12 protein-coding genes are annotated in these 12,310 nt (G+C 54.7%); 7 read left to right on the forward strand and 5 right to left on the reverse strand.

Going from position 1 to position 12,310, the window contains the following annotated elements; all coding sequences use genetic code 11:
- Positions 1–330: 330 nt before the first annotated feature.
- Complete coding sequence (locus CAP48_RS20685; protein ID WP_369806374.1) at positions 331–690, reverse strand: winged helix-turn-helix transcriptional regulator; 360 nt, start codon at positions 688–690, stop codon at positions 331–333.
- On the opposite strand from CAP48_RS20685, the gene CAP48_RS17785 reads away from it, so the two are divergent.
- A complete protein-coding gene (locus CAP48_RS17785) occupies positions 602–1,720 on the forward strand; it encodes an NmrA/HSCARG family protein (RefSeq protein WP_242444554.1) in 1,119 nt (372 codons plus the stop codon). The genes CAP48_RS20685 and CAP48_RS17785 overlap by 89 nt on opposite strands.
- A 245-nt stretch (positions 1,721–1,965) precedes the next feature.
- Here CAP48_RS17785 and CAP48_RS17790 read toward each other — a convergent pair whose 3' ends face one another.
- Positions 1,966–2,598, reverse strand: coding sequence for a TetR family transcriptional regulator (locus CAP48_RS17790; protein WP_100699508.1), 633 nt, complete (start codon positions 2,596–2,598; stop codon positions 1,966–1,968).
- Between the two features lie 367 nt (positions 2,599–2,965).
- On the opposite strand from CAP48_RS17790, the gene CAP48_RS17795 reads away from it, so the two are divergent.
- From CAP48_RS17795 to CAP48_RS17805, 3 genes are all read left to right on the forward strand, one after another.
- The gene (locus CAP48_RS17795; protein ID WP_100699223.1) at positions 2,966–3,625 is read left to right on the forward strand and encodes an O-methyltransferase; all 660 of its coding nucleotides are present in this window, start codon (positions 2,966–2,968) and stop codon (positions 3,623–3,625) included.
- A gap of 26 nt (positions 3,626–3,651) precedes the next feature.
- The gene (locus CAP48_RS17800; protein WP_100699509.1) at positions 3,652–4,890 is read left to right on the forward strand and encodes an arabinose transporter; all 1,239 of its coding nucleotides are present in this window, start codon (positions 3,652–3,654) and stop codon (positions 4,888–4,890) included.
- A gap of 248 nt (positions 4,891–5,138) precedes the next feature.
- Positions 5,139–6,068, forward strand: coding sequence for a LysR family transcriptional regulator (locus CAP48_RS17805; RefSeq protein WP_100699224.1), 930 nt, complete (start codon positions 5,139–5,141; stop codon positions 6,066–6,068).
- Here the strand turns inward: CAP48_RS17805 and CAP48_RS17810 are convergent, their stop codons facing one another.
- Positions 6,069–7,043: a tripartite tricarboxylate transporter substrate binding protein gene (locus CAP48_RS17810; RefSeq protein WP_100699225.1), complete on the reverse strand. Its 975-nt coding sequence runs from the start codon at positions 7,041–7,043 to the stop codon at positions 6,069–6,071.
- Positions 7,040–8,176: a 4-oxalomesaconate tautomerase gene (locus CAP48_RS17815; protein ID WP_100699226.1), complete on the reverse strand. Its 1,137-nt coding sequence runs from the start codon at positions 8,174–8,176 to the stop codon at positions 7,040–7,042. Before CAP48_RS17815 ends, CAP48_RS17810 begins: the two co-directional genes overlap by 4 nt.
- A gap of 126 nt (positions 8,177–8,302) precedes the next feature.
- Between CAP48_RS17815 and CAP48_RS17820 the strand changes: the two genes are divergently transcribed.
- A complete protein-coding gene (locus tag CAP48_RS17820; RefSeq protein ID WP_100699227.1) occupies positions 8,303–9,592 on the forward strand; it encodes an amidase in 1,290 nt (429 codons plus the stop codon).
- A gap of 211 nt (positions 9,593–9,803) precedes the next feature.
- On the opposite strand, the gene CAP48_RS17825 is transcribed toward CAP48_RS17820, so the two are convergent.
- Complete coding sequence (locus tag CAP48_RS17825) at positions 9,804–10,556, reverse strand: IclR family transcriptional regulator (RefSeq protein ID WP_100699510.1); 753 nt, start codon at positions 10,554–10,556, stop codon at positions 9,804–9,806.
- A 276-nt stretch (positions 10,557–10,832) separates the two neighbouring features.
- On the opposite strand from CAP48_RS17825, the gene CAP48_RS17830 reads away from it, so the two are divergent.
- The gene (locus CAP48_RS17830) at positions 10,833–11,828 is read left to right on the forward strand and encodes a tripartite tricarboxylate transporter substrate binding protein (protein ID WP_100699228.1); all 996 of its coding nucleotides are present in this window, start codon (positions 10,833–10,835) and stop codon (positions 11,826–11,828) included.
- Positions 11,829–11,860: 32 nt separating this feature from the next.
- A complete protein-coding gene (locus CAP48_RS17835; protein ID WP_161495300.1) occupies positions 11,861–12,301 on the forward strand; it encodes a tripartite tricarboxylate transporter TctB family protein in 441 nt (146 codons plus the stop codon).
- Positions 12,302–12,310: the final 9 nt, after the last annotated feature.

Here is a 12,310-nt window from a genome sequence, read left to right on the forward strand (position 1 = left end):
GTGTTGGGGATTGGACAACCCACATAAGATACGCGACCTGGCTTTAGCTCTTAAATCGGAGCCAAAATCAACTACTTAAGCCGCTGCCCTTTTACATATCGTAACCAACCGTGGTGACGTATTTAGGCAAAGGGCTTAGGGAGGTTGTGCATCCCTCGTACCAAGCTAAATTAGCAATGTACTCAGAGGAAAAAGGAGAACAGCCCTTCCTTAAGAACCTATAAGTATGATTCTGGCGCTTGAAATGAAAGCCACCCTGGGATGCCGGATCATATCAATGTAGACGAGCTTTTGAGTAAATCCTAAGCTTCATAAGCCTGGACTTGTGAATTAGCGCTCATTTGAATCGTAAACGCGCCGAGATTCTTCTACATGTGGCAAATTTTCTCTGATCCATAAATTAACGGCTTCCAGTGCGTGCAACATGCTTTTCCCCAAGTTCGTTATTTCATACTCGACTCGTGGAGGAATTTCAGGGAAATAATGGCGTTTTACGAGTCCGTCTCTTTCCAACCTTCGTAATGTTAATGTGAGCATGCGCTGCGTGATTCCTTCCACCTCGCGCTTGAGCGCGGAAAACCGAAGTCGGCGATTACCCGCTATGTTCAAGCGCCAGATGATCAAGACAGTCCATTTGTCACCAAGTCGCGTACAGATTCCGTTTAAGGGAAGCGGTTTGAACGATGACATGTCTGCGTGGTTCTCGCTGAGGCGATCCGATACTGAGTTATTCATAAGTTACCTTTTTGTGCCTGAGGTTAAAAAAAGTGCGGTCTTGCGCAATCCTAATGCAGGGTTCAGAATTGGGTACTTTCATTATCCGAGGTTAATCATGGCTACAGTGCGTCGTCCTATTTTAGTTTTGGGAGCTACCGGTCGGCAAGGCGGATCGGTAGTCAAAGGGTTGCGAAAAATTCAATGGCCCGTCCGCGCTTTTGTACGAGACCCTTCAGACCCCGCGTCTATTGCGCTGCGAGAGGCAAGCGCAGAAATTGTACATGGGTCTTTGGAAGATTCTGATACCATCGCATCCGCTATGAAGGATGTACATGGCGTTTTCAGCGTGCTGCCAGCTAATCTGTCGGCGGATGATGAGGTCCGCTATGGAACACTTATCGCTGATCTGGCAGCAGAGAGTCAGATTGACCACTTCATCTATTCGTCGGGCGCAAGCGTTGGCGACAAATTGACGGGCATTCCGCGCTTCGATGCCAAGCCTCGTATCGAGGCACACATTCGCGCATTACCGCTCACTGCAACCATTGTTCGACCCATGATCTTTATGGAAATGCTTGTGCGCCCCGGATTTGGGCTAGAAGAAGGACGTTTAATTTCTCTGATCCGTCCTGATCATTCGATACAGCTCACTGCTGTGGACGATATCGGTAAAATTGTTGCGGCCATGTTCGTGGACAAAGCGCGGTTTGCTGGATTGACGTTGAAGATTGCCAGCGACCGAGTAACAGGCCATGAGCTGGAGTCCATCTTTACGGAGGCTGCAGATAAGCCCATCACTTATGCTCGATTTTCGGATGATGTCCTGGCAGCTAATGGTGATTTGGCGCACATGGCTTCGAGTTTGGAGGATGGCCCACTCGCAGAGCATGTGGATCTTAAGCTCATGCGAGAAATCAATCCCGAAGTTGTCTCGCTGCGTTCGTGGCTCCGCGGGGCCGGACGAACGCAGCTCAAAGAAGCCCTGCACAGAGGAAAAGTTTAAGCAAGCCATCAGTACCGCACATACCCGAGGCTTTCTATTTCCATTACGGCTGGATTCCGATGTTCTTGATCGTAATTTTCATCAAACTCTATATCAAGGGCTGCTCATTCGAAGATTATTGGATGTTCAGGAATTTGCGACTATTACCGACGGCTCATGGATTCCCAGTCGTAATGAGATGTGTATGAGCGGGGATTATGATCCGCGTCGCCGTGCCAGCAACCAGCCGACGCGTTAGCCGCATCTCAATGTCTCCCCAGATCTTTGACATAAGCGCTGAACATATCAGCCATGGCATCCGCATAGACTTTGATTTCATTTTGCGTGCGAGGCGTTTCCGAAAAGCGGCTTCCCACCGCGCTGAAGGTGCTGGTGATCAAGTCTGCAGCCACTGCACGGGTATCCACACTGGCGGTGGGAAGCAAGTCCCGCATAAACGCTTCGAAGGCGCGATCCGACGTGGCCCTCGCCTGTTTGGCCTCTGGAGCGTCGCGGTAGAGCGGCGCAGCGTCGTTGAGCGCCACGCGCATCCTGGCTTCTTCGCATTCGGAACGCAAAAAAGCGTGCACCAGTTCGCGCAGGCGATCAAGCGGCGGCTTGCTCTCGTTCTCAAGGATGCGGCAAAGCATCCCTGCCGTCTCTTTCCACTCGTCTGATTGAAGTCGAAACAGAATCGCCGCCTTGTTCGGGAAATATTGATATAGCGATCCGACACTGACCCCGGCTTTCTCTGCTACCCGCCCGGTGGTGAAACGCGTGGCGCCCTCTTCGGCCAGCACTTGGGCGGCCGCTTGCAGGATCGCCTCAACCAGCTCCGCGGAACGGGCTTGCTGGGGTTGTTTGCGAGTGGCAATTTGCGGACGGTGTCGTTTAATCATGGCGGCATAAATAGGAAAAAAAACGGTGATGAATGCAAAGCGGTGCTCCGCCGCATTCCCAATACGATGGATTGATCTCATTCTAAAACGTCCGGGAAGGTCGTGCATGTCCACAGCAGTTCCAACTGTGCCGCTTCCTGAGTAAAAACCTGAGGCAGGCATCCATTTACCCCCAGAAAAGCGCTCATTCTCCACTAGAAGGCAGGCTTAATAAGGATTTGCGGGGCAAGCTCGGAAACGCCAAACGCGAACAATAATGCGAATAGAAAATGCGAATAATTCATCGTATTATAGATCGCAATGCGAATAATTAATCGCATTTCTTCCACCATCTTTTGCTAAAGAGTTTCATCCCATGAAAATGACTATGACTACCCCCCTCACCGCTTCTACGCTTGGCCCCTTGCTGGACCGCCTGTTTGCGCAAGCTGCTGCTGCGACGAGTCCCGAAATAGATGCACTGACGCAAGAGGAGCGTGAACGTCTGATGCACAGCAGGACTGAGTATCAGGCGTTTTACAGCCGCCTGAAGGACCTCTGGTTGCCCGTGACGCGTGAGACCGGCAGGCTGCTCTATATGTTGGCGCGCACCATGAACGCGCGCAATATCGTCGAGTTTGGAACGTCTTTCGGTATCTCGACATTGCATTTGGCTGCGGCGCTACGCAATAACGGCGGCGGCCGCCTGATCAGCAGCGAATTCGAACCCTCCAAGGTGACGCGGGCGCGCGAGCATATCGCCGAAGGTGGGTTTACCGATCTCGTGGATATCCGTGAGGGCGACGCGGTCAAAACCTTGGCGACCGATCTTCCTGAAACTATTGACCTGGTTCTGCTCGACGGAGCCAAGCCGCTTTACGGCGATATTCTGGCGCTGTTGGAGCATCGCCTGCGCCCTGGCGCGATGATTGTGGCTGACAACGCCGACTACAGCCCCGACTACCTGGCGCGGGTGTGCGCTGCCAACAGCGGTTATCTATCTATCCCTTTCGCACAAGACATAGAGCTTTCCATGCGAGTGGGATGACATTCAACAAATGGCTGAACAACAATATGACTAATGCACATTCTTCATCCACGACAGCACAGGCAATGGATACGCCGCCAGCTGTCAACGTCTTTCTAAAATTGCTGCCGATCACACTTGCGGTTTTTATCGGCTTTCTCACAATAGGACTGCAATTGCCGGTGTTGCCCTTGCATCTGCATGAAACGCTGGGTATGGGAACCCTCGTCGTGGGACTGGTAATCGGCTCGCAGTTCGTTGCGGCGCTGCTATCCCGGTCCTGGGCGGGCAACTTTGCCGATATGCGCGGCCCCAAGCGGGCCGTGATTACAGGCTTGCTGCTTGCGGCCAGTTCCGGACTCGCTTACCTTGCGTCACTCGCCTTTATCGATATGCCGTCTACTTCCTTGTGGATATTGCTGCTTGGCCGCATCCTGCTGGCGCTGGGCGAAAGCCTGATCACCACCGGAGCGTTGGGCTGGTCCCTTGGACTGGTCGGACCGCAGAATGCCGGCAAGGTCATGGTCTGGATCGGCATCGCCATTTTTGGGGCTTATGCCCTGGGCGCTCCCATCGGCGTGCTGGCCAACAGCCAATGGGGCTTCGCCGGCATCGCCATTGCCACAGTTCTTATTCCGCTTCTGGCGCTGACGGCAATTTCAGGCGTGCGTGCCGTTGCGCCCTCAGCAACAAGAAGAACACCTTTCTATAAGGTGCTGGGCGCCGTATGGATGCCTGGCCTGGGGCTGGCGTTGTCCAGTGTCGGTTTCGGCCTGATCACCGCTTTCATTGCCTTGCTGTTCGTCGCCAAGGACTGGGGCAACGCCTCGCTGGCCTTCACCACATTCGGACTGTCTTTCATTGGCGCGCGCATTTTCTTCGGACATCTGCCCGATAAGATTGGCGGTGCAAAGGTCGCATTGGCGAGCGTGGCCATCGAAGCGGTGGGCCAATTGCTGATCTGGGGAGCCGATGTTGCGCCATTCGCCTACCTTGGCACGGCACTGACTGGGTTTGGCTACTCGCTTGCCTTCCCAGGGTTTGGCGTTGAAGCAGTCAGGCGCGCTCCGCCCAGGACCCGCAGCCTGGCGATGGGCGCGTATGTGGCGTTCCTGGACATTGCCTTGGGCATTACCAGTCCGGCAGCCGGCGCTCTCGCCGGCAAGTGGGGAATCGCTTCCGTGTATCTGGCCGGTGCCATAGCCGTGGGATTGGCCCTGGTGGTCGCCTTAAGGTTGTTGGTCACGGAACCGGTCCAGGAAAAATCACCGACTGGCGCGGCTTAGAGAGGACTGGAGCAGATCGGCAGGATAAATGGCAATCGCCCGGCACGGCAAACTCCTGTACATTCAGGGGCGCGCCGGGCTGGCAAAGAACAAAAGACAACAGGATGCAAAAACATATACGGATCTGAAAAACAACGCATTTATGATGAAAAGCACGATAAATACAAAACAGCTCAGCTAGAATAGCCTTCGGTGCAGCGTTTTTTCAGAACCCCCCAACCCTGAACCAAACGCTTTTGACTACTCCCATGAAAACAAAAGTACAAGCCTCCATGCCGCGCTTTGATTTGTTCACCTTGCAACTGGTCTTGGCCGTCCAAGCCACCGGCAGCGTTGCGCGTGCCGCTGAAAGCATGCACTTGACAGCGTCTGCCGTTAGCAAGCGGATATTGGAGCTGGAAGATCAACTTGGTACGGCAATACTGGAGCGCCATTCCCAGGGAGCACGTCTGAATCCGGCTGGCGTTGCACTCTCACGCCGGGCCCAGTCGATACTGAAGGAGTTTCACAGTCTTCAGGACGATATGGCCGACTTTACGAATGGCACGGCCGGAAGCATACGCTTGGCCTCCAATACATCGGGCCTGGCCTGTGGGCTTGCTGATCAGTTGGTTTCTTTCAACTGTAATTATCCGGATGTCAGGATATCGGTTCGCGAAGCCACCAGCATTGCCGTTGTGCAGGCGGTCGCCGAGGGCTGGGCCGATATTGGTATTGCCAGTGCCCAAACCGAACTGGGTGGACTCACGGCACGTCCATATCGGTCCACACCTTTGGTATTGGCGGTGCCAAAAGACCATCCGTTAAGTCAACGCAAGGCCGTTCTTTATGCGGATACATTGGCCTATCCGCATATTGGTCGCGCTGCCGACAGCGCGCTTGGACGCCTGGCCGGCGCTCCGCCAGCGGCCACGCCGCAAGAGGTTGCGCTGGACTCGCTGGTTACCAGTTTTTCTGCTGTGTTCTCGCTGGTGCGCGCCGGTGCCGGCGTAGCGGTGGTGCCGTTGAGTCCGACGCAGTTGATTACCGTGCCGGATATCGCACTGGTGCCGTTAAAAGACGCGTGGGCAAAGTTCGACCTGTGCCTGGTCTGCGACCCGGGGATCATCATGTCGCCAGCCGCATCCCGCCTGCTGAATACACTGAGCAGCAGTACGGGAACGACAAAAGCAGACTAATCAACCTACGACAACGCCGGCGTCGTGAATGACCTTGCTCCATTTCTTGCGGTCATTGGCGATCAAGTCCGAAAACGCGCTCGGCGAATCATACGCCGGCTCGAAACCGCTGCCGACAAGCCAGGCATTTGACTCGGCGTCCTTAAAAAACTCGCCCATGGCCTGGTTCCAGCGGTCGATGGCCGCCTGTGGTGTGCCTGCAGGCGCGGCCACGCCCCACCATTCGTCGGCTGAGTAACCGGGTAGCGCGTCTTCCGCAACGGTAGGCAGATCCGGCAAGACGACCGAGCGCTGTTCACCAGTGGTGGCAAGCGCGCGCAAGGCACCCGATTTGATCGCTGGCAACGCCGCGCCAAGAATGGCGAACATCATGGAGATCTGCCCGCCCTGCAGGTCGACAAGCGCAGGAGAAGTGCCACGATAGGGAATATGCTGGATATCGATGTCTGCCATATTTTTGAACAGTTCGGCCGGCAAGTGGCCGGCGGCACCGTTACCTGCGGTGCCGAAGGTCAGGGTACCGGGTTCGCTTTTTGCCAGAGCGATGAGCTCCTTCATCGATTGCACTTGCAATGACGGGTTGACCACGACAACAAACACGGTCGAGGCAACGCGGCTGATCGGGCTAAATTGCGTGGCCGGGTCGTAGGACAGTTTGCGGTAAAGCTCGGGATTAATGGAACTGACGCCAGCCGTAGTCATCAGTAGCGTATGGCCATCCGGTTTCGAGGAGGCAACCTGGGCTGCGCCGATGCCGCCCCCTGCACCGGGTTTATTTTCGACAACGATCGGCACACCCCATTTATCGGCAACAAACATGGCCAGGCGACGGGCCAGGATATCTGTCCCGCCCCCGGCTGGAAACGGCACGATAAGCGTCACCGGACGCGCGGGATAGCTTGAAGCAAAGGCAGTCGGGAAAGCGAGTGTACCTGCGGCGATCGAGCCGCTAAGAAGGAATTGGCGACGGTTCATGATGTGACTATCTCCTGAAGAATATTTTCCGGCGCCGGGACTAAGCTGGCATCCGGGACGTAAACGGTCCCTTCAAACAGACGCCTGGCGGTACGCAGCAGACTGACGGCGCGTATGTCCGGATCGCCATTGGCGTCAGCACTATCGCCCTGTACATCCACCTCAATACTTCCCTGCGGGTGCTCAATGCAGACGGGACCGGCTGTGTGCCGGGCAAAACGATGAGCGACAGAACCGGGTAGAAACGCGGCTACCCCCAGGCAAACCGCGCCGGTCACGGCAAATCCCGAATGGCATGTATAGGGCATGAAATAGCGGGCGGCCAGCGTCGCGTCGTTGCCGGCAGGTGTTGCCACCAGCGTCAGCTTGGGCATTTCAGAGCGCGATACATCGCCCAGGCCCATGGCGCGACCGGCAATACAGCGCAAATTTTCCACCTTTGCCAGCAGATCGGCATTGGCATTGATCACCTCGGCTGGCTCATGCCCCGTCAGCCCGAATGCTTCGGCTGCGACAATGGCCATGGGTACGGCGGCATCCACGCAGCTCACTTCGAAGCCGTCCATTACATCGACAACGTGTCCGGTTGGCAGCAGTTTGCCCGTTTTGGCGCCGGCCATGTCTTCGAAGCGCAGCCAGACAGGCGCAGCCTGGCCCGGCACGCCATCGATGCGCGCATCGCCCTGGTACAGGGTGCGCCCATTATCAGTCTGTATCGTCGCGACGATGCGCTTGGCGGTATTAACATTGAATATTCGGACCGTGGTCGTCTTGCCTCGCGCTTTCACCAGACCCTGGTCAATGGCGTACGGACCCACGGCCGCCAGCATATTGCCACAGTTGACGTTGTAATCAATCGTATTCTTGTGAACGCAGACCTGGGCAAACAAGTAATCGACATCCGCATCGGCGCGTTTGGACGGGGAGATAATCGCAATCTTGTTCACCAGCGGGTCCGGCCCGCCAATGCCATCGATACGTCTGGGCTCAAGCGCGCCCAAAACCCGCAGCAAGATGCGATCGCGCTGCTCGCCGGGCGGGGGCAGATCGGACGCCAGAAAAAACGGGCCCTTGGATGTGCCACCGCGCATAACAACGCAGGGCAAACCCAGCTGATCAGAAAATGTGTGCATGGAAGATGCCTCCTATGTGAAGCATTCTCGCCCAACTTGCGCTGCCGTGACAAACAATCATTCGGAACGGCAGCGCTTCCAAAAAGTCACGCCGCGGCCGGTCCGTTTTGCAGCATACTCCAGACGATGAATGCGAACAAACCCTACGAAGACCTGCGCGATCCTGACATATATAGTCAATGGCTAGAACGCCTGGGCCAGTGCGAATCTGCCGTGCAAGCCTGGGCCTGGTTTAACCAGGACGTTGTTGCCGATTCGCTTAAAGGACTGAAATCGCAGGCTCATGAAGGGCTGCTTTCAGGACTGGCGGTGGGAATCAAGGACATTATCAACGTTGCCGGCATGCCGACCGGCAATGGCGTGAAACACAGTACGCCATTGCCATGCGCAGGCGCTGATGCCGACTGCGTAATCCTTTTACGGGAAGCGGGGGCAGTGCCTGTCGGCAAAACCGTCACCGCTGAAATGGCATACGCCCACCCCGGCGCTACAAGAAACCCCTGGGATGTAGCCCATACGCCTGGCGGCTCGTCCAGCGGATCGGCTGCAGCCGTGGCATGCGGGATGGTAGCGGCAGCACTCGGAACCCAGACCGGGGGATCAATCATCCGCCCCGCCGCATATTGCGGCGCCGTTGGATTCAAGCCAACCTATGACCTTGTCTCCATGACAGGCATAACGGGCGTCAGCCCACGCCTGGACACACTGGGCTGGTTTACCACAAATGTGAGACTGGCCGATCGTATGGCCCAGGTGCTGCTGCCACACCAGCCGGCACCCTCTGCCTTCAAGCTGAACGCGTTGCGGGTCGCTCGCGTGGATGCAATACATGCCGGCCCTGATGCCGAGACTGTGAGCGCGATGGACATGGCATGCATCACTTTGAAAGAAAACGGCGCCAACGTTTCGTGTCTGAATATGGAAGACGAATGGAACACGCTGACCACAGCACATAAAACGATCATGTTTTACGAAATGGCTCACATCATCCAGACGGCACATTCGGCAAACTGGCGACACTTCAGTGCAACGCTGCGTGCTACTTGCGAACAGGGCTCTCGCATTTCAACGGCCAACTATCAGCTTGCGCTGGATGCGGCAAAATCTTGTCAGGCGCGCTTGCTGCATAAGCTCGCGGATACAGATGTGATATTGACGCCCAGCGCAAAAGGGCCTGCGCCCCGTGGATTGGAAAATACGGGAGAATCCACATTCAATCGAATCTGGACGCTGCTTGGCTGGCCCGCCATACATTTGCCTATCACCCAGTCACGCGAGGGGCTGCCACTGGGCGTACAACTTATCGGAAAGCCGGCGACCGACAGGCCGTTGTTATTGATCGCTGATCAGATACATAAATTGATTGATCGTCGAACAACAACAACAACAACAACAACAACAACCTGCGCAGGGTGATCGCGCCAGGCAAGCCAGTCGCTTCAGAGATCTGAGCTATACCTTGCGCCTTCGCAACCTCTTTCACGCGTGCCGAGAACAGCTCGTCGTCGTCCTCTTCAATATTGCTTTCCGCTGTGGGCGAACGGCGTAAGGAAATCATCAGCCCCCTTGGCTATGTTCGAGCAAGCACTCGAAACAGAACAACCCCGATGCATCCACAAATCCAACCTTACGATCTCGGTCGATACCCGAGCAAAGAAGAAACTCTATCGCACGCCTCGATGATCGCAGGGGCCAGGTTGTGCATAACTCTGGGTTTAAGCCGGTCCGCTGGACCTGACACGCCTAATGCAGCAACAACTTTACCGGAGCCATCGCGAATTGGTCCGGCAACGCCGCAGACCTGTTCGCGCCATTCTCCGATATTAATTGCGAATCCCTGCACGCGTACCCGGTCCAACTCGTTTTCCAATTGTTCCGAACGCACAATACTTTTGGATGTGTATTTGGCCAGTGCGATCTTAACGGATTCTATCGTGGCCGGATCGGACCAGGCGAGCTGAGCCTTGCCCGTTGCCACACACTGTGCTGGCGCGCGTCCTCCCACGGTCGTGTAAGCCCGAACCGGTTGAGGACTGTCAATTTTTGCAAGATACAATACCTCGATGCCCTCCAACGAAGACAAATGCACCGTTTCTGACGTTGCTGCGGCCAGTTCCTTCATGAAAGGATCTGCAACGTGCCGCACGTCTAATTTGCCAAAAACATGCGAACCCAATTCCCATAATTTCATTGTCAATTCGTAGCGGCCGGTGCTGGCCACGTTTCGCGCAAATCCCTGGTACACCAGACCTTGCAGCAGTCTGTGTACATTGCTTTTGGTAAGTTCCAGCTCCTTGGCCAGTTCTGTCACGCCACAGGGGCGCTCGCTTCTCGCAAGTGTTTCGAGCAGAACCAGGCCTTTCAAGAAAGTTTTATCCATATGTTGAACCATATAACAAATTCATCTTATTTTATATAGTGTAATCAAAATTCAAATATTAGAACAACAATTATTATTCTCATTCATCTGCGCTCAGCCGGTGCCTTATCTCTGAAAGACCCAGCGCCTCACCGCTCGCTCGTGCCACAACGATTTGTTTTGCCAGGCATTGGGAAAACCCTTATAGATAATTATTGACACGTTCAATAGGTCAAGTATATAGTGTTTTTATTACAAAGAAGAACGGCGTTCTAAATAGTAAAACATGAGGAAGACATGAAAAATCACGAAACTTTATGGCCCGGACGATGGCTTGTACCCGCAACGGTCGTTTTAACCTGCCTGATCGGAGCGAGCGCACAAGCGGCAGAGGATTCTTTTCCGAACAAACCAATTACCATTGTGGTACATACTGGCGCGGGATCATCAACGGATATATTTGCAAGAGAATTGGCGCAAGGCGCTCGCAAAGTATTTGGAAAACCGGTTGTTGTCGTCAATAGGCCAGGTGGAAGCGGTGCAACGCAAATGGCATTTATCAAATCCGCCCCACCTGATGGCTATACCGTAGGAGTCAATACTGCCTCGCATTTGACTGCAATGCAGTCAAACTTGAAGGGTGTGTACAAATGGCAAGACTTTTCCTGGATAACGTTGAATCAACTGGATCCATATGTCACAGTCGTGGCAGCAGACAGCCCATACAAAACGTTGAAAGATCTGGTCGAAGGAGGCAAGAAAGAAGGAGTCAATCTCAAAATAGGTGGATTTGGCACGGTTGGTGCAGCTCACAATATTGGTTTTAATCTGCTTGCAGACAAGGCAAATATGCCATTTACATGGGTCAGTTACACTGGCGGCCCTCAGGCAATGACCGCGCTGCTTGGCAAACATATTGATGCCGTCAACACTAATCCAGGCCCGGCCTTGCAATTTGCTGCAGCCGGCCGTGTGCGCGTTCTGGGCATCCTTGATGATAAACGGGCAGAGTCGTTGCCGGACACGCCCACCTACGCCGAGGCCGGATATCCCGTGGATACTTCCTGGAAGCAGATCCGCGGCATATTTGGTCCGAAGGATATCCCCTTGGAAATTCAGAAAAAACTCGCCGACGGCTTCTTCAAAGCCATGCAAACACCGGCCTTTCAGAAATACATGAAAGACACTGCGCAGATTGCAGGCGATGAGGGGCCAGAACAATACCCCGCCTATATTGAAAAAATAGATAGTGTCGGCAGCGAGTGGCTGAAAAAATTGGGACTGGCCAAATGACTGTCGGCTCAACAACGGACGATACACTCGCCATGAATACGTGGCTCTGCGAAATGAAATCTACCCGGGTGGTTGCAATTCTGTGCCTGCTCGCTTTCGGCTGGATAGCCTGGTTGAGCCACGGCTTTCCGCCGCCCCTCAATCCAGTAGACGTCGGACCAGGAAAAGTCCCAACGCTCATCGCATACCTCGGCATGATCTGCAGCGTTGTTCTGTTTGTACAGGCAGGCCGAATAACCACCAGAATTGAACTGCGTCGCCCTGCTGCGGTGGCATCGGGCATGCTGGTGATCGCCGGATATGTGCTTTTGATCCCCTTTGTTGGATTCTATATCACATCTGTATTCGCGGTGCCTGCATTGATGCTGGTCGGTGGCGAGCGACGCCCATTGCGCCTGCTTCTCTCTTCTACGGGATTTGTCCTCTTTATTTATCTGTGTTTCCAGTTGCTGCTGGGCGTCGAATTTCCATAGGAGAGTCAT

The sequence above is a fragment of the Advenella sp. S44 genome, from assembly GCF_002810445.1.
GTDB lineage: Bacteria > Pseudomonadota > Gammaproteobacteria > Burkholderiales > Burkholderiaceae_B > Advenella.